This window comes from Mycobacterium sp. IDUB_39 (assembly GCF_055419205.1).
Genome location: NZ_JBVAXF010000001.1, coordinates 23,356 through 44,032 on the forward strand (window position 1 = coordinate 23,356; position 20,677 = coordinate 44,032).

The 20,677-nt window shown below is 65.4% G+C and carries 20 protein-coding genes; 14 read left to right on the forward strand and 6 right to left on the reverse strand.

What is annotated here, in order from left to right; genetic code table 11:
- The first annotated feature begins 49 nt into the window (after positions 1 to 49).
- Positions 50 to 631: a carboxymuconolactone decarboxylase family protein gene (locus ACZY0X_RS00110; RefSeq protein WP_463767591.1), complete on the forward strand. Its 582-nt coding sequence runs from the start codon at positions 50 to 52 to the stop codon at positions 629 to 631.
- On the opposite strand, the gene ACZY0X_RS00115 is transcribed toward ACZY0X_RS00110, so the two are convergent.
- Positions 582 to 1,526, reverse strand: coding sequence for a sigma-70 family RNA polymerase sigma factor (locus ACZY0X_RS00115; RefSeq protein WP_463767592.1), 945 nt, complete (start codon positions 1,524 to 1,526; stop codon positions 582 to 584). The genes ACZY0X_RS00110 and ACZY0X_RS00115 overlap by 50 nt on opposite strands.
- The gene (locus ACZY0X_RS00120) at positions 1,523 to 2,710 is read right to left on the reverse strand and encodes an MFS transporter (RefSeq protein WP_463767593.1); all 1,188 of its coding nucleotides are present in this window, start codon (positions 2,708 to 2,710) and stop codon (positions 1,523 to 1,525) included. The genes ACZY0X_RS00115 and ACZY0X_RS00120 overlap by 4 nt, the downstream gene beginning before the upstream one ends.
- Positions 2,711 to 2,879: 169 nt before the next feature.
- Between ACZY0X_RS00120 and ACZY0X_RS00125 the strand changes: the two genes are divergently transcribed.
- Positions 2,880 to 4,397, forward strand: coding sequence for an APC family permease (locus ACZY0X_RS00125; protein ID WP_463767595.1), 1,518 nt, complete (start codon positions 2,880 to 2,882; stop codon positions 4,395 to 4,397).
- A 40-nt stretch (positions 4,398 to 4,437) separates the two neighbouring features.
- Positions 4,438 to 5,292 carry a universal stress protein gene (locus ACZY0X_RS00130; protein WP_463767596.1) on the forward strand — a complete coding sequence of 285 codons (855 nt, stop codon included), beginning with the start codon at positions 4,438 to 4,440 and terminating at the stop codon, positions 5,290 to 5,292.
- Between the two features lie 8 nt (positions 5,293 to 5,300).
- Here ACZY0X_RS00130 and ACZY0X_RS00135 read toward each other — a convergent pair whose 3' ends face one another.
- Positions 5,301 to 6,776 carry a gamma-aminobutyraldehyde dehydrogenase gene (locus ACZY0X_RS00135; protein ID WP_463767598.1) on the reverse strand — a complete coding sequence of 492 codons (1,476 nt, stop codon included), beginning with the start codon at positions 6,774 to 6,776 and terminating at the stop codon, positions 5,301 to 5,303.
- A 124-nt stretch (positions 6,777 to 6,900) separates the two neighbouring features.
- On the opposite strand from ACZY0X_RS00135, the gene ACZY0X_RS00140 reads away from it, so the two are divergent.
- Positions 6,901 to 7,422, forward strand: coding sequence for an Lrp/AsnC family transcriptional regulator (locus ACZY0X_RS00140; RefSeq protein WP_463767599.1), 522 nt, complete (start codon positions 6,901 to 6,903; stop codon positions 7,420 to 7,422).
- Positions 7,419 to 8,804 carry an aspartate aminotransferase family protein gene (locus tag ACZY0X_RS00145; RefSeq protein ID WP_463767600.1) on the forward strand — a complete coding sequence of 462 codons (1,386 nt, stop codon included), beginning with the start codon at positions 7,419 to 7,421 and terminating at the stop codon, positions 8,802 to 8,804. Before ACZY0X_RS00140 ends, ACZY0X_RS00145 begins: the two co-directional genes overlap by 4 nt.
- 43 nt (positions 8,805 to 8,847) lie before the next feature.
- Here the strand turns inward: ACZY0X_RS00145 and ACZY0X_RS00150 are convergent, their stop codons facing one another.
- From ACZY0X_RS00150 to ACZY0X_RS00160, 3 genes are all read right to left on the reverse strand, one after another.
- On the reverse strand, positions 8,848 to 9,264 hold the full coding sequence (locus ACZY0X_RS00150) for a PIN domain-containing protein (protein ID WP_463767601.1): 417 nt from the start codon (positions 9,262 to 9,264) through the stop codon (positions 8,848 to 8,850).
- Positions 9,261 to 9,497, reverse strand: coding sequence for a type II toxin-antitoxin system Phd/YefM family antitoxin (locus ACZY0X_RS00155; protein WP_463767602.1), 237 nt, complete (start codon positions 9,495 to 9,497; stop codon positions 9,261 to 9,263). Before ACZY0X_RS00155 ends, ACZY0X_RS00150 begins: the two co-directional genes overlap by 4 nt.
- An 80-nt stretch (positions 9,498 to 9,577) precedes the next feature.
- Positions 9,578 to 10,027: a MarR family winged helix-turn-helix transcriptional regulator gene (locus ACZY0X_RS00160; RefSeq protein WP_463767603.1), complete on the reverse strand. Its 450-nt coding sequence runs from the start codon at positions 10,025 to 10,027 to the stop codon at positions 9,578 to 9,580.
- A 188-nt stretch (positions 10,028 to 10,215) separates the two neighbouring features.
- On the opposite strand from ACZY0X_RS00160, the gene ACZY0X_RS00165 reads away from it, so the two are divergent.
- The 9 genes from ACZY0X_RS00165 to ACZY0X_RS00205 all read left to right on the forward strand — a co-directional run bounded on the left by ACZY0X_RS00165 (position 10,216) and on the right by ACZY0X_RS00205 (position 20,636).
- The gene (locus tag ACZY0X_RS00165) at positions 10,216 to 11,151 is read left to right on the forward strand and encodes a helix-turn-helix transcriptional regulator (RefSeq protein ID WP_463767604.1); all 936 of its coding nucleotides are present in this window, start codon (positions 10,216 to 10,218) and stop codon (positions 11,149 to 11,151) included.
- A gap of 288 nt (positions 11,152 to 11,439) precedes the next feature.
- Positions 11,440 to 12,798: a hypothetical protein gene (locus tag ACZY0X_RS00170; RefSeq protein WP_463767605.1), complete on the forward strand. Its 1,359-nt coding sequence runs from the start codon at positions 11,440 to 11,442 to the stop codon at positions 12,796 to 12,798.
- Positions 12,799 to 12,895: 97 nt separating this feature from the next.
- Complete coding sequence (locus ACZY0X_RS00175; RefSeq protein ID WP_463767606.1) at positions 12,896 to 13,078, forward strand: hypothetical protein; 183 nt, start codon at positions 12,896 to 12,898, stop codon at positions 13,076 to 13,078.
- A 387-nt stretch (positions 13,079 to 13,465) separates the two neighbouring features.
- Positions 13,466 to 14,788, forward strand: coding sequence for a hypothetical protein (locus ACZY0X_RS00180; RefSeq protein WP_463767607.1), 1,323 nt, complete (start codon positions 13,466 to 13,468; stop codon positions 14,786 to 14,788).
- Between the two features lie 537 nt (positions 14,789 to 15,325).
- Positions 15,326 to 16,264, forward strand: coding sequence for a helix-turn-helix transcriptional regulator (locus ACZY0X_RS00185; protein WP_463767608.1), 939 nt, complete (start codon positions 15,326 to 15,328; stop codon positions 16,262 to 16,264).
- Positions 16,265 to 16,536: 272 nt separating this feature from the next.
- On the forward strand, positions 16,537 to 17,889 hold the full coding sequence (locus tag ACZY0X_RS00190; protein ID WP_463767609.1) for a hypothetical protein: 1,353 nt from the start codon (positions 16,537 to 16,539) through the stop codon (positions 17,887 to 17,889).
- A 79-nt stretch (positions 17,890 to 17,968) separates the two neighbouring features.
- Positions 17,969 to 18,190, forward strand: coding sequence for a hypothetical protein (locus tag ACZY0X_RS00195; protein ID WP_463767610.1), 222 nt, complete (start codon positions 17,969 to 17,971; stop codon positions 18,188 to 18,190).
- Between the two features lie 325 nt (positions 18,191 to 18,515).
- The gene (locus ACZY0X_RS00200) at positions 18,516 to 19,424 is read left to right on the forward strand and encodes a MarR family winged helix-turn-helix transcriptional regulator (RefSeq protein WP_463767611.1); all 909 of its coding nucleotides are present in this window, start codon (positions 18,516 to 18,518) and stop codon (positions 19,422 to 19,424) included.
- A gap of 12 nt (positions 19,425 to 19,436) precedes the next feature.
- On the forward strand, positions 19,437 to 20,636 hold the full coding sequence (locus tag ACZY0X_RS00205) for a D-alanyl-D-alanine carboxypeptidase family protein (protein ID WP_463767612.1): 1,200 nt from the start codon (positions 19,437 to 19,439) through the stop codon (positions 20,634 to 20,636).
- Positions 20,637 to 20,677: the final 41 nt, after the last annotated feature.

Consider the following 20,677-nt stretch of genomic DNA (forward strand, 5'->3'; position numbering starts at 1 on the left):
TGTGCACGCTCGGCGGTCACACATCGACGAGCTGTCTCGTCTGAGGGGTATGACCACGAGAATCGCACCGCTATCCCCCAAGAAGGCCCCGCTCGTGACGCGGCTGATGTGGCGCTACGCCAAGCGCCGCTACGGCGAGGTCCCCGAACCGTTCACGATCTACGCCCACCACACGGGCCTTCTGGTCACCGGCGCCGCACACGAGGGCATGTTGGAGAAGGCGTCGAGAACGCTGCCCGCCAACATCCGCGAACTCGCCGTCTATTGGACGGCCCGCTGCGTCGGCTGCTCCTGGTGCGTGGACTTCGGATCGATGCTGATGCGCATGGAGGGCCTGGACATGGCGCGGCTGAAGCACATCGACGACTACGCCACCTCCTCGCACTTCTCCGACGACGAGCGCGCCGCCATCGCCTACGCCGACGCCATGACCACCGATCCGCACAACGTCACCGACGAACAGGTCGAGGACCTGAGGCGACGCTTCGGTGACAAGGGCGTGATGGAGTTGACCTACCAGATCGGCGTCGAGAACATGCGGGCCCGGATGAACACCGCACTCGGAATCACCGAGCAGGGCTTCAATTCCGGTGACGCGTGCCGGGTTCCGTGGGCTGACTCGAACGGCTAGCCAGCGGCGACGCGGTGAACTTGTCCGGGTTGGCGACGTCCCAGATCGCGCACACCAGACCGTCGCGCACGGTCAGCGCCTGGATGCGCGGCGCCAACTCGGGCCACTGCCCGTCGGTGTCGAACCTGTCGTTGTAGATGCCAAGTTCGCCGTTGATGAGTGCCAACTGCGGGGCCTCGAAGATCCTCGGGCCGTACCGCGACACCAGACCGAGGATGAACCTGGCCACCTTGTCGGATCCGTGGATGACGCGGGCAGCGGTGGGCGCCATACGATTCGAGTCCCCGGTGAAGGTGATGTCGGGCGCAAGCACGGCGACGACGGCGTTCAGGTCACCGCTCGCCATGGCCGCCATCAGCTTGCCGACGACCTCGTTATGAGACGAGTCGCGGGGCGGCGCCTGCGCACCGACCACCGACCGGCGCGCGCGTGAGGCGAGTTGGCGTGCCGAGGCCTCGCTGACGTCGAGCACGGCGGCAATCTCGCCGAACGGCACCGAGAAGCCGTCGTGCAGAACGAACGCGACCCGCTGGTCGGGGGTGAGCCGCTCCAGCACGACCATCGCGGCGAACCGCGCGTCCTCGTCGGCGACCACCGCGGCCAGTGGATCCGAGCCGTCGAGCGGCGTCACGACCGGTTCGGGCAGCCACTCCCCGACATATGTCTCGCGCCGGTGCGCCGCCGACCGCAGCCGGTCCAGTCCGATGCGGCTGACAACTGTGGTCAACCACGCCCGGGCGTCGATGATGCCGTCGCGCTTGGAACCCAGCGCGTCCCAACGCAGCCAGGCGTCCTGGACCGCGTCCTCGGCGTCCGCGAACGTGCCAGTGAGCCGGTACGCCACTGCAAGCAGATGCGAACGCAGCCCCTCGAACTCATCGACGCGGGTCGTCACCTCTTCGAGCCTAGTAACCCGACGACGACTGACGCCACCGCCGCGACCGCGCCGCCCGCCACCATCAGCGCCACCACCGACACCCCGTCGAGGAGCACCCCGCCCAGTAGCGCACCGATCGAGATGGTCGCCTGGAACGAGGTGGTGAAAAGCACCGTGGCCGCCTCGTCGGCTCCGCCGGACGCACGCGCCAGCCACGTCTGGCTGCACGCGGGCACCGCGCCATAGCCCACGCCCCACAACAGCAGCAGCAGTACCGCGCCGGCGACATGACCGCCGATGACGGGCAGCAGCAGCGTCGCAATGGCAATCAGTGCGGCCGCGCACCCGAAGGTGGCACCCACGCTGCGCCCCAGGGCCACACCGGCGATGGCGTTGCCCGCCAACCCCGCCGCGCCGTACAGCAGCAGCAGCGCGCTGACCGCCGCCAATCCGATGCCCGTCACCTCGGTCAGGAACGCCGACACATAGGTGTAGGTGCCGAAGTGCGCGAGGACGACCAGGAACGTGATCAGCAGGCCGACCCGGATGTCGCGGACACGCAGCAGCCGACCGAGCACCGAGAGCCGCGTCGCCTCCGCGGCGGGAAGTGCGGGAACGGTGCACGCCAACGCGATCAGCACGACGGCCGACAGGGCGGTCAGGCCGACGAACGCGGCGCGCCAGCCTGCGACGTCTGCGACGAATGTGCCCAGTGGGACACCAAGAACCGATCCCAGGGGCACCGCCAGGAAGATGGTCGACGTGGCCCGGGCGACTTGCCGGGTCTCGACGAGACGACCGGACAGGCCGGCGCCGATGGACCAGAAACCGCCGATCACCACGCCCACCAGGACGCGCGCGGCGAGGATCATCCAGAAATCCTGCGCGACGGCGCAGATCAGGTTCGAGGCGACCAGCAACGCCGTCCACACCATCAACATCGTGCGCCGGTCGACCCGGGCGGTGGCCACGGTCGCCAGCGGCGCCGCCACCGCGGCCACGAACCCGGGCACGGTCATCATCACGCCGGAGACTCCGGGCGTCACCCCGAACTCCGATGCGATCGGCAGCAGGAGCCCGATGGGAAGGATCTCGGCGGTCACGATCGCGAAGATCCCCGCCATGATGGACACCACGGCCAGCCACCGGTTGGCCGGCGGAGCCGCGGGATCCGTGCGAAACAGGTTGAGGGCGAACGTCACTGAGTCTCCGATCGAGTGATGAGCTACTCGTCGAAGTCCAGCACCGCATCGCCGCCGACGCTGGCGGGTTTGCGACGGCGCAGTCGCGCGGCACTGCGAGGTCGCTATTCCGCTACCGCGCTCAACCGAACGGGCTCGCACAGCCGAGCGGAACCGTATATTCCCTGAAATGGCAATCGCTGAACCGTCGGCTCCCTCCCCGCCGACCGTTGCGGGCAAGGGACTCCAGGCCGGGGCGCTGGGCCTCGTCGGCAATATCGTCATCGGTCTCGCCGCGGTCGCACCCGCATACAGCCTGGCGGCCACCCTCGGCTATGTCGTGCTCGCGGTGGGCGACAAGGCGCCCGCGATGTTCGTTCTCGCGTTCATCCCCATGCTGCTCGTCGCCTTCGCGTACAAGGAACTGTCGCAGGACACCCCCGACTGCGGCACGACCTTCACGTGGGGCACAAAGGCGTTCGGACCGTGGATCGGCTGGATCGGCGGCTGGGGTCTGGCTGTGTCGGCGATCATCGTGCTGGCCAATGTCGCCGAAGTCGCTGCCATCTACCTGTTCAAGTTCCTGGGCCAGGACGCGCTCGCCGAGAACCTCTGGGCGAAGGTGACGCTGGGCTCGTTCTTCATCATCGCCATGACCCTCGTCAGCGCCCGCGGCGTGGTGCTGTCCGAGCGCATCCAGAACGTCCTGATCGCCATTCAGTTCGGTGTGCTCATCATCGTCAGCATCTGGGCGTTGGTCCGGGTGTTCGCCGGAAACGCCGGGGCGCAGGCCATCACGCCGTCGCTGGCCTGGCTGTGGCCCGGCGGTCTGGACGCCTCCTCGATCGCCGCGGCAATCATCCTCTGCATCTTCATCTACTGGGGCTGGGACGCCTGCCTGGCCGTCGGCGAGGAGACCAAGAACCCCGGCCGCACACCCGGTATCGCGGCCGTCCTCACCACGCTGATCCTGGTGTGCACCTACGTTCTCGTCGCCTACGCGGTGCAGTCGTTCGCGGGTTTCGGCACTGTCGGGATCGGCCTGAACAACGCCAACAACACCGACGACGTGCTGACGGTGCTCGGCAAGCCGGTGGCGGGCAGCATCGCAGCATCACTGCTGTTGTTGACCGTCTCGGTGTCAGCTCTGTCCTCGACGCAGACCACCATCCTGCCCACCGCACGCGGCACGCTGTCGATGGCGGTCTATGAGGCGCTGCCGAAGCGGTTCGCCCAGGTCCACCCGAAGTACATGACGCCGGCGTTCGGCACCATGGTGATGGGTGCCGCCGCACTGTTCTTCTACCTGGTGCTGACGTTCCTCTCCGAGAACGCCCTGGCGGACTCCGTGGCCTCCCTCGGTCTGGCGGTGGCGTTCTACTACGGCATCACCGCCTACGCCTGCGTCTGGTACTTCCGCAGGACGCTGTTCGCCTCGGCCAAGAACCTGTTCATGCGTGGCATCTTCCCCCTGCTCGGGGCGCTGGCCATGACGTGGGCGTTCATTCAGAGCGCCACCGACATGATCGCGCCGGACTACGGCTACACGGCGTTCGGTCCCATTGGCGGCGTCTTCGTCCTCGGTGTCGGCATGCTGGTACTCGGCATCCCATTGATGTTGGCCTGCTTCGCATTCGGCACCAAGCGCTTCTTCCGGGGCGAGACGCTCAATGCCTCGACGGAGGTCAAGGTCCCGGACGTCTACTGATCATCTCGAGAGGCTCGGCCACGCGGACTTAGGAGACAACATGCATTTGACCGTCGGCTATCTGGCCACCCCCACCGGTGATGACGGCGTGGCACTCGCCGGCGTGTTGGCGAAGACCTTCGGCGCGACCGTTGACGTCGTTCTCGTCGTGCGCGAGGAGCTGCCCGATGGCCATCCCGGCCGCGCGCAGTACCAGGAGTTCCTGATCGAGCGTGGCAAGGAATGGATCAGCAAGCCCATCGCCGCCCTCGCCGCCGCGGGTATCCAGGCTGCTGCGACGGTGACGATCGGCGACTCATTCCCCGAGACGCTGATGTCCTTCGCCGAGGAACACCACTCAGACCTGATCGTTGTGGGTGGCGCGCGGGACGGGTTCTTCGGCGGTCACGTGATCGGTCCGGTCTCCAGCGCGTTGCTGCACACCTCCTCGATTCCGGTGGCCCTCGCGCCACGCGGTTACGCCGAGGATCCCCCGGCCGCCATCACCGCGGTGACGGCGGCGGTCCCGACGAAGGCGGGCGACGACAACCCGCTTCCCTTCGCCATCACCCTGGCCAGCGCCGCGGGGCTGTCCATCCGAATGGTGTCACTGGTATCGGCCGAGAATCTGGCGACTGCCGAGAACCTGGCAGATTTACGTGCACAGCAGATTGCGGCCGCGCGGGAGAACCTCGCGATCGCCGATCGTGCCTTGCCGGACACCACTATCGAGTCGCTGGTCGCCGAGGGCATGACGCTGGAGTCGGCGCTGAAGAAACTGAACTGGTCCGACTCCGAGGTGCTGGTCGTCGGCTCCAGCCGGTTCGCCGCACCCAAGCGAATCTTCCTGGGCTCCACCGCTTCCCGGATCCTGGCGGGAACCGCCGCTCCGGTGATCGTCATCCCCCGCGACTAGGCGAAGCCCTAGCGCTTGCTGAAGATGATGCGGTGCCAATCCTTCTCGGCCACAGCGGTGATATCGCTCATCACGTGCTTGATGGTGAGGTACTCCTCGAACGAGTAGTCGCTCATGTCCTTGCCGAAACCGGATGCGCCGACGCCGCCGTGCGGCATCTCGCTGATGATCGGGATGTGATCGTTGATCCACACGCAGCCGGCATGGATCTCGCGCGACGCGCGCTGCGCCCGGTAGACGTCGCGGGTCCACGCCGAGGCGGCCAGGCCGTAGTCGGTGTCGTTGGCCTGACGTAGCGCGTCGTCGTCATCGGTGAACGCGCGTGCCACCAGGACCGGGCCGAAGACCTCGTCGCGGTAGATCTCGGAGCGCTCGTCGACGTCGGCGATGAGCGTCGGCCGGTAGAAGGAGCCGGGCCCGTCCGGTGCGCTGCCGCCGGTGACGATCCGCCCGCCCTCACCCGGGGCGCGGGCGACCATGGCGGCGACCTTCTCGCGGTGCGCCGTCGTGATCAGCGGACCCAGGTCGGTGTCGGGATCGTGCGGGTTTCCGACGACGATCTTGCCCATCAGCTCGCCGACACCGGCGACGAAGTCGTCATACAGCGGGCGGGCGATGATGGCGCGAGTGGCGGCGGTGCAGTCCTGACCGGTGTTGATCAGCGACGCGGCGACCGCCCCGTGGATGGCGGCGTCCAGGTCGGCGTCCTCGAACACCACGAACGGCGCCTTGCCGCCCAGTTCCAGCTGGGTGCGGCGCCCGTGCAGCGCGGCGGCGGCCATGACCTTGCGGCCGACGGCGGTCGAGCCGGTGAACGTCACGAGGTCGATGCCCGGGTGCCCTGCCAGTGCCGTGCCGACGTCGTGACCGGCGCCGGTGACGACGTTGAGCACACCGTCGGGCAGGCCGGCCTCGCTGGCCAGCCTGGCCAGCGTCAGCGTCGTCAGCGGGGTGATCTCGGCGGGCTTGATCACCACCGAGCAGCCGGCGGCCAACGCGGGCAACACCTTCCACACCGCCATCTGCAGCGGGTAGTTCCACGGAGTGATCGTGGCGACGACGCCGATGGCCTCGCGCCGAATGCTCGAGGTGTGATCGGCCGAGTACTCGGCGGTCGCCTTGCCCTCGAGGTGCCGGGCGGCGCCCGCGAAGAAGTCGATGTTGTCGATGCTGCCGGGTACGTCGAACTCGGTCGCCAGCCGAACCGGCTTACCGGTCTGGCTGACCTCCTCGGCGACCAGACTCTCGGCGTTCGCGCCGGCCAACTCGGCCAGTTTGGCGAGTACCGCCGAGCGGTCCGCCGGGGTCGCCGTCGCCCAACCTGAGAGCGCCTTGCGCGCCGACGCGACCGCTGTGTCCACCTCCGTCGGGGTCGCCAGTGCGTACTCGGTGACCACGTCGCCGGTGGCCGGATTGATGATCTTGTGGGTTGGGCCTCCGGTCAGAACCTCGCCACCGTCGATCCAGCTGCTCGCCATCGTCATGCCACCAAGCTAGCCGACCTCTGGAGGCCTCCGCCACGCAATACCGCAGCATCGGGCACCCGAAACTTACGATTTCAGACGGATCGGTTGCCCCTGACGACTGATTCCGTGCACAATCGTGGGCATGGACACCCCTGACGCTCGCCCCGGGTTGCAGGCCGTCTCACTCCGCATCAACCACTCTCGGCCAGGTGCGGCGTATCACCTTGACGAGCTGTCCAAGGCGATCGTCGAGAAGCTGCAGCAGGACGGTCGACGGTCGTACGCGGGTATCGGCAAGGCGGTCGGGTTGTCCGAGGCCGCCGTGCGCCAGCGCGTGCAGCGCATGGTGGATGCCGGGGTGATGCAGATCGTCGCGGTCACCGATCCCATGCAGCTGGGCTTCGCCCGCCAGGCCATGATCGGCATCCGCTGCACCGGCGACACGCTCAAGGTCGCCGAGCAGCTGGCCGCCATCGATTCCGTCGACTACGTCGTGCTCACCGCGGGCTCCTTCGACGCGATCGCCGAGGTTGTGTGCGAGGACGATGACGACCTTCTAGACCTACTCAACACCAAGATCCGCGCCGTGCCAGGAGTGATAACCACCGAAACCTTGGTTTACCTTAAACTCGTTAAGCAGCAATACAATTGGGGCACAAGATGACACTCATCGACTCAACGAACGACACTACTTCCAACCTCAGCGCCAAGGCCGACCGCCATCTGTGGGGGCACTTCTCCCGCCACGGCGCCGGCATCACCCCGCCGATCATCACCCGCGGCGAGGGCGTGCACATCTTCGACGACAAGGGCAAGAGCTACATCGACGGGCTCTCAGGGCTCTTCGTGGTCCAGGTCGGGCACGGCCGCAAGGAACTCGCCGAGGCCGCGGCCAAGCAGGCCGAGACCCTGGCGTTCTTCCCGCTGTGGTCCTACGCCACGCCGCCGGCGATCGAACTCGCCGACCGGCTCGCCGGGTACGCACCGGGCGATCTGAACCGCGTCTTCTTCACCACCGGTGGTGGCGAGGCCGTCGAGAGCGCCTGGAAGCTGGCCAAGCAGTACTTCAAGTTGACCGGCAAACCCGGCAAGTACAAGGTGCTCTCGCGGTCCATCGCCTATCACGGCACCCCGCAGGGCGCGCTGGCCATCACCGGCATCCCGGCGTTCAAGGCGCCGTTCGATCCGCCGACCCCCGGCGGTTTCCGGGTGCCCAACACCAACTTCTACCGGGCACCCGACCGCTATGACAACGACCCGAAGGCGTTCGGCCGCTACTGTGCTGACCGCATCGCCGAGGCCATCGAGTTCGAGGGCCCCGACACCGTCGCGGCGGTGTTCCTGGAGCCGGTGCAGAACGCCGGCGGCTGCTTCCCGCCGCCGCCCGGGTACTTCGAGCGGGTCCGGGAGATCTGCGACGAGTACGACGTCCTGCTGGTCTCTGACGAGGTGATCTGCGCCTACGGCCGGATCGGTTCGATGTTCGCCTGCCAGGACTTCGACTACATCCCCGACATCATCACCTGCGCCAAGGGTATGACCTCGGGGTACTCGCCGATCGGGGCGATGATCGCGAGCGACCGGCTCTTCGAGCCCTTCGACGACGGTCAGACGGTCTTCGGGCACGGTTACACCTTCGGCGGGCACCCGGTGTCCTCGGCGGTCGCGCTGGCCAACCTCGACATCTTCGAGCGCGAGGGCATCAACGACCACGTCAAGACCATGGCACCCGCGTTCCGGTCAACGCTGGAGAAGCTGTATGACCTACCCATCGTCGGCGACGTCCGCGGCGAGGGCTTCTTCTACGGCATCGAACTGGTCAAGGACAAGGCCACCAAGGAGACCTTCAACGACGAGGAATCCGAACGGCTACTGCGCGGCTTCCTGACCCCCGCACTGTGGGAGGCCGGACTGTACTGCCGCGCCGACGACCGTGGCGACCCAGTCGTTCAGCTCGCGCCCCCGCTGATCAGCGGGCAGAAGGAGTTCGACGCGATCTACGACATCCTGCACAACGTGTTGAGCGAAGCCAGCGCCCGGATGTAGGCAGCAACCCCTGACCACGTGGCCTGGCGTCCAAGGTGGGACGTCAGTCCACGTGGTCGGGATGCGGGACCCCGCGAACATCCAACGCAGCGATCCCCGTGAAGTCGGCTGGATTGCACGTAAAAAGCGGCAGCCCATTTGCAATTGCACTGGCGGCGATCAACGCGTCGTAGGCGCGTTCCGCCGGCTTTCGCCCGGCGGCACGCAGCGCGGCCGCAACCTGACCGAACACCCGGGCCGCGGCGGCGTCGAATGCGACGACGTCGAAGTCAGCTTCGGCCTGTTGCAGGTGCGCCTGACGGGCAGCGCGGTCATCCTCAGAAGTCGCGACGTGAGGGCCGACCGACAACTCGGCGAGCGTGATAGCGCTGATGACGGCTTCCTGGGGCAGAGCCGTCGGATCGCTGATACGGCCCAGCAGAATCACTGTTGACGTGTCGAGCATTCCGCGACCCGTCACAGCGACTGATCCAGGACGGCGTCGATGTCACGTCGCAACGCGGCGGGGTCCACCTGCGGCAGTCGACGGCGGCGGGCGATCAACTCGGCTGGACCCACACTCGGACGAGGAAGCGGGCGAAGCTCGGCAACGGCGCGTCCGTCCCGGGTCACGATGACGCTCTCTCCGCGTCCCACGCGGTCGAGTACCTCTCCACCCTTGTTGCGCAGGTCGCGCACGGTTACCGTATCCATACGACCACGGTATCACCGGTGAGACACTCGCGGTTCGACCGAAAAGCGCACGCAGAACTGCGACCGCTTCCACCCTTGACCTACGCGGAACGCCAACCTCTCAAGCCGTCACTGAGTCGACTCGCGGTGTCCCCCAACGCGGTCATCCGGTCTCGGGTCAGGGAACCGAGGTAGTACTGCCGCACGAGTTCGGCATAGGTGTGCAGCGCGAGCCGCAGACGATCCTCTCCCTTTCGGGTGATCCCGACGACGACAACTCGTCTGTCCTTGCGGCTACGGACCCTGCCCACCAGCCCCCGATCCTCCAGTCGGGTCACCAACCATGTGACTCGACTGGGTGAGACCACCAAAGTCTCTGCGAGAACTCCCATTCGAACAAGACGAGTCGGGTCGGTGTTGAGCTGTTGAAGTATCTGCACGTCCCGAAGCGCGAGGTCGTGCTCCGCCGTGAGGGCGGTGTCGATCTCTCGGTAGAGCAGACTGGCCGAGTCCGCGAAGCGCTTCCAGGTCCACTGCTCCTCGTCAGTCATGTCGAGGAATCCTCGAGCCAGGACTTGCTCCCCGGATACAGTTGCCGACATCGCGTGCGACACCCCCTCGCCCATTGAAACGCCCATTGCGCGGTGTGGTGAGTCACCGCTAGGGAGATCACAACGGAGCCAGAGAATGCGGTCTATGCAGATTGGGACACCGGCCCGATGTCCTACACTGACGATTCATGCAGGTGCCGTTCGCTCGGACGCAGATCGATCGACTCGAGGATCTTTGCGACGCGGTCGACAACGCGGGACTCAGTGCCTTCCAGCTATCGCGCCAACCTCCCAGCGGCAGTCTGGTGCACGCCGCCCACGACGACATAACGCTGAGTTCTGGCCAGCATGAGGGCCGGATACAGCTCCGCGGGCCACTGTCCGATGAGGCGATTTCCGTCTGTGTTGGCCTACGGATGCCCAGGAGCCGACTCCTACTGCGTGACATCGACAGCGGGATCGTCTGCATGCTGCGCCCCGGCGAGGAGCAAGAGGCATTTCACGATCTGGACACCCGCTACGCCGTCATAACCCTCAGCGAGGAGGCATTGGAGCGCGAGGCAGAGCGCCTTGGCTTACCGTTCTCCCGCAACGCCTTTCGGCGCACACGCGTTCATCCGGAGCCAATGGCACCGGCGCCCCTCACGATGATCTCCGACGTCCTGGCCCGCCTGCACCAGGCCGACGGCCAGTCCCGACTCAGCTCGGCTGTGTTCGCCGATATCGTCGCGGCCCTCATCGGCCATTTCGCGCAGCGCCCCGAATCCCTGATCCTGCGGCCGCTGCGGCAACGCGAGAGAATCGTCGAGTCGACCCGCGCCCACATAGACCAGAACCTGGGTCAACGCCTCGACATCGAGGATCTCGCACGCCGCGCAGGCGTCTCCCGCCGAACTCTCACAAGGTCTTTCGAGGAAACGCTCGGCGAGTCACCGTCGTCGTACATCGCACGCATGCGGCTGCACCGCATCCGGGCCGACCTGCTTGCCATCGACCCGCGGACCTCAACGATCGCCGATGTGGCCAATCAATGGGGAATCAGCGAACTGGGTCGTATGTCGGCCAGGTACCGCATCCTGTTCGGCGAACTCCCGTCGCAGACCCGGGCGCGAGGGGCCCGATGATCGTGTTGAGGGGACGGGCCAAGCCGGCAACGCTCGCTGGCTGAACGTGTTCTATTTTGCGCCTTGAAGTACTTCCATGTTGAACTTTTCACGATTGCCGAACTCTGATTGCTAGTTCGCACCGTCCTACGTGTTCAACAGGCTCTTTATGACTGTGTATTGATTGCCTGATGTTTGGCCATCGGCATGCATCCCGCGCATGATTGCAATTCGTTGACGGCTCTCAGGTTCCTCTCAGTTACGTTCGTCGCTGGCTCAATCCCAGTCCGGCCCAGCAAAGGAACCCACTTGCAACTCGCACTTCGCCCCTACGTCACCAGCGGCATAGCGCTGGTCGGTGCCAGCGTCATCGCCATGAGTCCGATCAGCCCCGTCACGCCCGATATTCACGTGCCGTCGATCAGCACCTCTTCTGCGACGGTGCAGCTGACGGCATCCATCGACAACCCCGTCGACGTCTTCCGGCCGGTCTTCGATCAGGCTGGCGCCGTCATCCAGGGCTTCATTGCCACGCAGGCCGCCAACCCGTTCCCGGTCCTGCGGCAGTTCATTGCGAATCAGGTCGAGAGCGCGGCCATTCTCCGCGGCTATGTCGAGATCGTGGGCCGGTCGCTCCAGGTCATGGTCATGAACATGCCCGGGGTGCTCGGGCGCGGACTCCAGAAGTCGCTCGCGGGTGATCCCGCCACGGCGTTCGGTGACGTCTTGCAGGGAATCCTGTTGCCGGCGGGCTCATTCGTCACTGAGTTGTATCGTGTCTACACGGTCCTGCAGCGGCCCGTCGCCGTGTTCCAGGAACTCGTCGCGGCGGCATTCACTCGACCATCGAACTTCATCCTCGCCGTTATGACGTTTGGGATTCCCGTAATCCAGCAAGTCATCCGCAGCGGCCAGTCAATCATCGACTCGGTTATGACAGGCGACCCGGTGAAGATGATCAATGCCGTTCAACACGGCATCGCCGACGTCGCCTCGAAGGGTGTGACGTTCGCCGGTGGCATGCTCAACCAGATCAAAGTCATCCAGACCATTCTGACCAGGGCGTTCAAGGTGAGGCCTCCCCGCCTCCCCAACCCGACAGCGGCGAGCGCTGTGGCCCCATTGGCGGCCGCTCCAGAGACGCAGGCGATCGCAGCGGGCCCGTCCGAGATCGTCATCGCGGGTGATGCACCCAGTGCCGCAAGCGATGACGCGCTTGACGCGGCTATTGCCAGCGCCAGCACAACACTGGCTGTCGATGCGCCGTCAACCGAAGTCACCGCCACCGATGAGGTAGTCGAAACCGAGCCTCAGGTTGTGGACGCCGGGGCACAGGTCGTCGACGTGCCTGCGACGGATGCAACCGTCATCACCGAGGTCGCCGCCGAGACCCCGGTCGACGAGACTCCCGTCGTCGACGCCGAGGCCGATGTCGAAACGGAGCCGACTACGCGCGTTCGCGACAGTGCCCAGGCCAAGCCGGGCCAGCTCGGATTGACCAAGGCCAGCGAAGCAGGTGCGGGCCTGTCCAAGTCCGTCCGTGGCGAAATCTCCAAGGTTGCCAACAAGATTGATGAAGGCATCAAGAAGGCCCTCGGACAACCGACCAAGAAAGCTGCCACGCAATCCGCCGGCAGTGACAGCTCCGACAGCGCCAGCAACGAGTAAGTAATTCAAACCCGACCGGCCCCTCTCCCTTCACGGGAGGGGGGCCGATCTCCTTGCCCGACCGACCAATGGAGACGAAGCAAGTGGATTCCGCGTGGTGGCTACTACTCAGGGTGTCGACGACTTGGCCGCTGCTGTTCATCAGCAACCCGCCGACCACTGCGGCGGCGATCTCACTCTCGCCCGCCAGCACGGCGGCCGAAGCGGGTGCGTCCAGATCGACGTGGGCATCGTCGGCTCGCTGATCGTATTGGGCTCGTCATCGGCGCACGGTCACTGAACCGTCGGCCCATTCACTAACTGACTGCCACATTCGCCCGCCGCGCCATCGCACGCACTACATCGATCAGATATCACGCAAACCGATGATCGCGTTAGGGAACGGCAGGCGACGGGCCAAACGGGCAACTATTTCTGGCTGAACATGTTCCATTTTCTGCCGCGAGATACTTCCATCTTTAACTTTTCGCCATTGCCGAACTCTGATTGCCATGGCGCACCGCCCTACGTGTTCAACAGCCATTTCATGGCCGTTAGTTGATTGCCCACTAAGTGGCCATCGGCATGCAGCCCGCCATGATTGCTCAATGTTTGACGTAACTGAGATTCTTCTCAGTTACGTTCGTCGCTGGCTCAAATCCCAGGCCAGTCCAGCAAAGGATCCAACTTGCAACTCGCACTTCGCCCCTACGTCACCGCCGGCATAGCGATGGTCGGAGCCACCGCCATCATCGCCTCGCCGATATCAGTGACACCACACGACATCCACGTGCCCGCGGTTTACGGCACTGACGTGCAGCTCGCCGCGGTGTTGAATCCGTTCGAGGTCTTCGCGCCCATCGTTGGGCAGGCGGTTGCGAACGCACAGGTCATCGGCCAGAAGGTCTTTGACAACCCCATGCCCATCCTGCGGGCACTGACCCTCAACCAGCTCGATAGCGCCGGTACCCTCGCCGGGCTGGGAGTCGATGTCGCCACCGCGCTCGCTACGACGGTGCTCTCCGTGCCGGGAAATCTGCAGACCGCGATCGGCCTGCTCCAGCAGGGGAAGGTCGATCAGGCGCTCAAGGTCGTCGAGAACGGCTTCGTCAGCCCCTTCATTCCCCTGTTCATGAGCGGGCTCCCCAAACTCATCGAGGTCCTGAAGAGACCCCTCATCGATGCGCAGGTATTGCTTGACACCCTTCCGAGTTCATTGATCGCCGGTGTCGGATTTCCGCTTCTGAACACGGCGTATGGCCTCCAAACCCAATTCATCAATGGCATCACCGCTGTGGTTGCTGCGTTGGGCACCGGCGACCCCGAGGCAGTCGTGAATGCCGTCATCACCGGCGCGGCGAACTTCACTCAGGAACTGCTCAACGGAAATCCGGCCAACGGCACTCATGGGCTTCTAGGCATATACGGGGCCATCAACGGGTTCCTGGACGCACGGACACTGGCTGAGTATTTCCTCCGGCCACCGGCGGCGTTCGCCGCACGGACCGCGGCACCCGCAGCAGTGGAATCTGCGCCAGACCTGTTGGTGGCTGATGTCTCGAGCATCTCGAGCACCACAATCTCGGCGATCGGCGGGGCGGGAACCGTCACGTTGTCGCCGGCTACTGAGGCCCCGGCTGGGGAGACCCCCACTGCCGAAACCCCCGTCGAAGAGACGCCGGTCGAGACCCCGGTCGAGGAGACCCCGGCTGCCGAAACCCCCGTCGAAGAGACGCCGGTCGACGAGACTCCCGTCGAGGAGACCCCCGTCGTCGACGCCGGGCCGGTTGTCGAAACGGAGCCGACCACGCTCGTTCGCGACAGTGTCCAAGCCAAGCCAGGCCAGCTCGGATTGACCAAGGCCGGCGAGACGGCCAAGTCCGTCCGTGGCGAAATCTCCAAGGTTGCCAACAAGATTGATGAAGGCATCAAGAAGGCCCTCGGACAATCGACCAAGAAAGCTGCCACGCAATCCGCCGGCAGTGACAACGACGGCGGCAGCGACGAGTAAGTAGTTCGAACGGACCGGCCCCTCTCCCTTCACGGGAGGGGGGCCGATCTCCTTGCCCGACCGACCAATGGAGATGAAGCAAGTGGATTCCGCGTGGTGGCTACTACTCAGGGTGTCGACGACTTGGCCGCTGCTGTTCATCAGCAAAAGGCCCGTTGCCGAAGCCACTGCTAACCTGTTGCCAAGTCATCGGATGTAAGCGATTGGCCCTCTCCACTCGCGGAGGGGGCCGATTCTCTGGCAGGGACCATTCTTCACATCAGGCACACAAGCCGATCAACAGCAGGTCGTGGGCACCGCCGACGAACGCCACCGGGGGCACCAAGATCGGCGCCACCGAACCGAGACGAGCTGTGCGCACGGCTTCGGTCTCTCGGCAGAGCAACGAGGCTGAAGCGCCAAAGTCCATCCAGCTCTGCCCCTTTCGTTCGCGTTGACTCCAATGTGCGGCCTGGCGAGTTGCCGCTGTCGAGATCACACCACAGCCAAACAGATCGGTCTATGCAGATTGAGAACCCCGCCCTACACTGCTGCTCCATGAACGTGCCGCTGGTTCGGACGCGGATCAACCGACTCGAGGATCTGTGCGACGCGGTCGACAACGCTGGGCTCAGTGTCTTTCAGCTGTCACGCGAATCACCCAGCGGCAGTCTGGTGCACGCCACCTACGACGGCATGACGCTGAGTTCTGGCCAGCTCGACAGCCGGGTACAGATCCGTGGGCCGCTGTCTGACGAGGCGATTTCCATCTGCGTTGGTCTACGGATTCCGCCGAGGAATCGACTCCTGCTGCGCGACATCGGCACCGGGATCGTCAGCTTGTTTCGCCCCGGCGACGAGCATGAGGCATTTCACGATCTGGACACCCGCTATGCCGTCGTCACTCTGAGCGAGGAGCACCTGGAGCGCGAGGCGGAGCGCCTTGGCCTAGAGTTCTCCCGCACCGCTTTTCAACACACCGGCATTCACCCAGAACCACTGGCAGCGGCGCACCTCAGCACGATCTCGGCGTTCCTGACCGGCCTGCACCAGGACGAGCGCCAGACCCGACTCAGCGCGGCAGTGTTCGCCGATATCGTCGCGGCCCTGATCGGGCATTTCGCGCAGCGGCCGGCAGCCCTGCTCCTGCGGCCGCTGCGCCAACGCGAGCGACTCGTCGAGGCCACCCGCGCGCACATCGACCAGAACCTGGACCAACACCTCGACATCGAGAGCCTCTCGCGCCGCGCGGGCGTGTCTCGTCGAACTCTCACCAAATCTTTCGAGGAAACACTCGGTGAGCCTCCGAGCGCTTACATCGCACGCATGCGCCTGCACCGCATCCGGTCTGACCTCCTCGCCATCGACCCTCGGGATGCCACCATCACCGACATCTCCAACCAGTGGGGCATCGGCGAGCTCGGCCGCATGTCAGGCCGATACCGCGCCCTGTTCGGCGAGCTACCCTCACAAACCCGAACGCGCGGGGCGCGTTAGCTCTCCAAACTGGAACCGGTTGCAGTTCAGCGCGAACGAATCTAGTTCCGCGGCCCCTTGTTTGAATGTTGCCGCTATTCGCGCGTTGCCGTGAACGCAGACGAAGCGGGAATCCCCCTGTTCACCGGGTGTGGTTTGGGCGGTCCACACGTCGCCCGAAATATCAAGGTTCCCAAATCGCATATTGCTAGAGGCTCTCACTCCATTACCTTCTGGTCGTCCTAGCCCGTTCCAGGAAGGAACACATCTTGCAACTCACACTTCGGCCCTACGTGACAACGGGCGTGGCCCTGGTGGGCGCCACCGCCATCGCCCTCACGCCGATCAGCCAAGCGCCTGCCATCCTGTCCTCGCCTGCGGGACTGTCGTCCACAGTCGTCTCGAACGCCCAGGTTGCGCTCACCGCCGCCGTCGACCCGTTCACCAGGTGGGTACAGGTCGGGCAAGCATCCGTTGACAACATCTCCGAGATCATCAACAGAGTGGTCGAACAGCCTCTGCTGCTAAACGCGGTACAAGCCAAGCTGGGCTATTTGGGGCAGACGGCTTTCGGCGAGATCCCACTCACCGTCCAGAAGCTCGTCAACTGGGCGACGACAATTCTGCCCACCGGACTGCAGCAGGCAGGGCAGGAGCTGCTGTCCGGTCAAATCACAGCAGCGGCAACTACCATCCAGGCCACGTTAGGGTCGGTGATCTGGGCCGGGATGGGGCTGGCCGGAATGCTGAGCATCCCGGGTGTCATTCTGCAGGATCTGACGAACACCGTGAATACGGTAATCGGTATTCAACAGGTTACTGGGTATCTGACGAACGGCCTACTGAACCCGATCTTCAAGCCATTCATGTCACTCGCAGAAAGCGCGCAAGCGACTCTCGACGCAATCAAGGCCGGCGATGTTGTAGGGGCACTGAGCGCCATCGCGAACGCCCCCGCCAACGCCGTGGACGCGTTACTCAACAGTGAGGGCGGCCTGCTCGATTTCAAGTCGCGGGGGCCCGGCGGCCGCATCGTCACGGGCGGCTTGTTCACCCAACTCTTCGTCCAACTCCCGAACGCCATCGCCAGGGCTCTGACCCCGGTGCCGCCCCGCGCCGCGGCGAGGATGTCGATCACTGACACCAGCCTGACCGGTGGCACGTTGGTTTCGCTCGATGCCGGCTCGACGGTTACCGACCCCGGAGTAACCGATCCAGCGGCCCTGCCCGCGCCCAGCGAATCGGCACCGGAAGCCGATGGGGCAGTGGCTGTAAGCAACGAGACGCAGGCGCCGGTAACGACACCGGTACCGGCCGAGGCCGAGCCAGTTGTCGTCGTGGAGCCGATTGTTGAGGCCGAGCCAGTCGTCGTCGCCGAGCCGGTTGTGGTCGCCGAGCCGGTGGTCGAGGCCGAAACGGAGCCCGCCACACTCGTTCGCGACAGCGCCCAGGCCAAGCCGGGCCAGCTCGGATTGACCAAGTCCAGCGAGGCAGGTGCCACCCTGGCCAAGTCCGTCCGTGGCGATATCTCCAAGGTTGCCAACAAGATTGATGAAGGCATCAAGAAGGCCTTCGGTCAACCGGCCAAGACCGCTGCCACGCAATCCGCCGGCAGCGACAGCTCCGACAGCGGTAGCGACGAGTAAGCAGTTCGAACGAATCGGCCCCCTCCCCCAAGGGAGGGGGCCGATCTCCTCGCCCGAATAACCAATGGAGACAACGCAAGTGGATTCCGCATGGTGGCTACTACTCAGGGCGACGACGACGTGGCCAATGCTGATCATCAACAAGCCGGCAGCGACCGCAGCGGCGACGACCGGGCCCTCGCCCGACAGCACGGTTGCCGTTGCGGCACTTGCGACTGATCCCATCGACGACACCGCCGGCTCGCTGCCATCCGCTGAAGCCCGAATGGTCTCACTGGACGCCGGTTCACCCGCCGACTAGAACGCGACGGGCAAAAGACAGAACCCGGCTCGGGCACCGACCAGGGCCCGTGACGCCGGGACGTCCGGTGACCACTCGTGACCGTCACCGATAAGCCCACCGGCGACGACATCACTTCGAGCAGAAAGAAGGACACTCCGTTGCGACTCGCACTTCGGCTCGATGCGACTGCCTGCCTGGCGATACGTACATGAGCGGCCCCACCATCGGCCACCTACCGGGATTAGATACCGCAGAGGCGAATTCGTGGCAGCACTATCTGGAGTCCGCGCGTAGTTTTCATTCAGCGCAGACCCGTCTGTTGCACGGCGAACACCAACTGTCCGTGGTTGACGTAGAGGTACTGGACATCCTGAGCAATTCGGCCAGCGGATCCGCACGCATGGGCGATCTGGCCGAGACGCTTGAGTTGATGCCACCCCATCTGACCACACGGATCCGCCGCCTGATGACGCTGGCTCTGGTGCGGCAGGAACCGAGTCCAGCGGATAGGCGCGGGGTGCTAGCGATCATCACCAATGACGGCAGGAACGTCGCTCGGCAGGCCGCGGCCACCTCCGCGCACGGGGTTCGGACCCATTTGATCGGCCCGTTGTCACGTTCGCAGATCATCGCATTTGAGAAGAGCTGCCAACGGATCAGCACCAACCCGGTCCAGACACTGCCCCCGCTGTCGACGTTCCACCTCCCCGGCCTTGATGACATCGAGGTGACATGCTGGCGACAGTTCGTGAATTCCGCACGGCGGCTATTGCCCAGCGTGAACAACACACTCAAGGCGACACATCAACTCACCCTGGCCGAAGTGCTGATGCTGCACGCACTCGCCACCTGCGACCGGTCCGCCCGGATGAGCGCCCTAGCCAGATCGCTCATGCTGATGCCCAGTCGGGTGACCCAACAGATCAGCCGCCTGGAAGCACGGGGGCTTGTCAGCCGTACCCCGTGCCCTGGCGATATGCGGGGCGTGCTTGCCGACATCACCGGCCATGGGCGGGCGCGCGCCCAGCCCGCCTTCGAGACGTATGCCCGAACGATTCGCACGCACTACCTCGACCGGTTGACGCGCCGGCAGATGTTGGACCTCGGCGACACCTGTCGCCGGATCAGTGCACCGCTGATAAGTGCGAGCCCGCTGGCGAAGCCAAAGCGGGCCAAGCCGCCCCTGGGCCATTTCACATCAGTCACACACGTCACAGCGTGCCTCCCCGAAAACCGACGCTCGATCTCCTAATCTGCAAACACCATGTCTGGATCCGTATCGCGCCGCGTGGCCTGCGTGGCCGCGGCTCTCGCCTTCGGGGCGGCCCCCGTGTTCGTCGGCGTCCCGATCGCCGGCGCCGACCCTGACCCCTGCCCGTACAAGGTCGCCACCCCGCCCGCCGTCGACTCCTCCGAGGTGCCGAAGGCCGGACCTCCGCCCGCGCCGCTGCCCGTACCGGCCAAACCGCTTGGCGGCGACGCACTGTCGGGGTGCGGCATCATCACCGCGCCCGACACTCCCCCAGTCCCGGACGACATCTCGGCCGAGGCCTGGCTCGTCGCCGACCTCGACACCGGTGACGTCATCGCCGCACGCGACCCGCACGGCCGACACCGCCCCGCCAGCATCATCAAGGTTCTGGTGGCGATGCAGTCCATCAAGGACGTGCCGATCAACAAGCAGGTCGTGGGCACCGCCGACGACGCCGCCGCCGAGGGCACCAAGATCGGCGTCAAGGACGGCAGCGTCTACACCGTGAACGACCTGCTCCACGGGCTGCTGATGCACTCCGGCAACGACGCCGCCCACGCGCTGGCCGGGCAACTCGGCGGCATGGACTCCGCACTCGGCAAGATCAACGAGCTGGCGGGCAAGCTCGGCGGCCGCGACACCAGGGCCGCCACCCCGTCGGGCCTCGACGGTCCCGGCATGAGCACCTCGGCCTACGACATCGGGCTGTTCTACCGCTATGCCTGGCAGAACCCGGTGTTCTCCGACATCGTGGCCACCCGCAAGTACAACCTGCCCGAGTACGAACTCGAGAACGACAACAAGCTTCTCGACAACTACCCCGGGGCCCTCGGCGGCAAGACCGGCTTCACCGACGACGCCGGCCAGACGTTCGTCGGCGCCGCCGAACGTGACGGCCGCCGACTGGTCGCGGTGCTGCTGCGCGGCACCCGCGTGCCGATCGCCCCTTGGGAGCAGGCCGCCCGCCTGCTGGACTACGGCTTCGCCACCGCGCCGGGAACCAAGATCGGCACGCTCATCGACCCCGACCCCTCGCTGACCGTCAAGGACCCGGCCACGTTGTCGAATCTCGAAGCGGCCCAAGACCTTGCGGCGGCACTGCCCCCCGAGGACGCCACCCCGGTGCGCGTCGGAGTCGGCATCGTCGGATCGCTGATCGTCTTCGGGCTCATCATGGGCGCACGGTCTCTGAACCGGCGCCCCACCCACTAGCGCCGGGGCCCCCACACAGGACCTCACGTTTCGACTCGGTG

Bases quoted from the DNA above. Each gene is read 5' to 3' on its own strand.
- ACZY0X_RS00165 (WP_463767604.1), top strand. From the start codon at position 10,216: ATGCAGGTGCCGTTCGCTCGGACGCAGATCGATCGACTCGAGGATCTT.
- ACZY0X_RS00110 (WP_463767591.1), top strand. From the start codon at position 50: ATGACCACGAGAATCGCACCGCTATCCCCCAAGAAGGCCCCGCTCGTG.
- ACZY0X_RS00145 (WP_463767600.1), top strand. From the start codon at position 7,419: ATGACACTCATCGACTCAACGAACGACACTACTTCCAACCTCAGCGCC.
- ACZY0X_RS00160 (WP_463767603.1), bottom strand. From the start codon at position 10,027: ATGACTGACGAGGAGCAGTGGACCTGGAAGCGCTTCGCGGACTCGGCC.
- ACZY0X_RS00155 (WP_463767602.1), bottom strand. From the start codon at position 9,497: ATGGATACGGTAACCGTGCGCGACCTGCGCAACAAGGGTGGAGAGGTA.
- ACZY0X_RS00185 (WP_463767608.1), top strand. From the start codon at position 15,326: ATGAACGTGCCGCTGGTTCGGACGCGGATCAACCGACTCGAGGATCTG.
- ACZY0X_RS00140 (WP_463767599.1), top strand. From the start codon at position 6,901: ATGGACACCCCTGACGCTCGCCCCGGGTTGCAGGCCGTCTCACTCCGC.
- ACZY0X_RS00130 (WP_463767596.1), top strand. From the start codon at position 4,438: ATGCATTTGACCGTCGGCTATCTGGCCACCCCCACCGGTGATGACGGC.
- ACZY0X_RS00125 (WP_463767595.1), top strand. From the start codon at position 2,880: ATGGCAATCGCTGAACCGTCGGCTCCCTCCCCGCCGACCGTTGCGGGC.
- ACZY0X_RS00135 (WP_463767598.1), bottom strand. From the start codon at position 6,776: ATGACGATGGCGAGCAGCTGGATCGACGGTGGCGAGGTTCTGACCGGA.
- ACZY0X_RS00205 (WP_463767612.1), top strand. From the start codon at position 19,437: ATGTCTGGATCCGTATCGCGCCGCGTGGCCTGCGTGGCCGCGGCTCTC.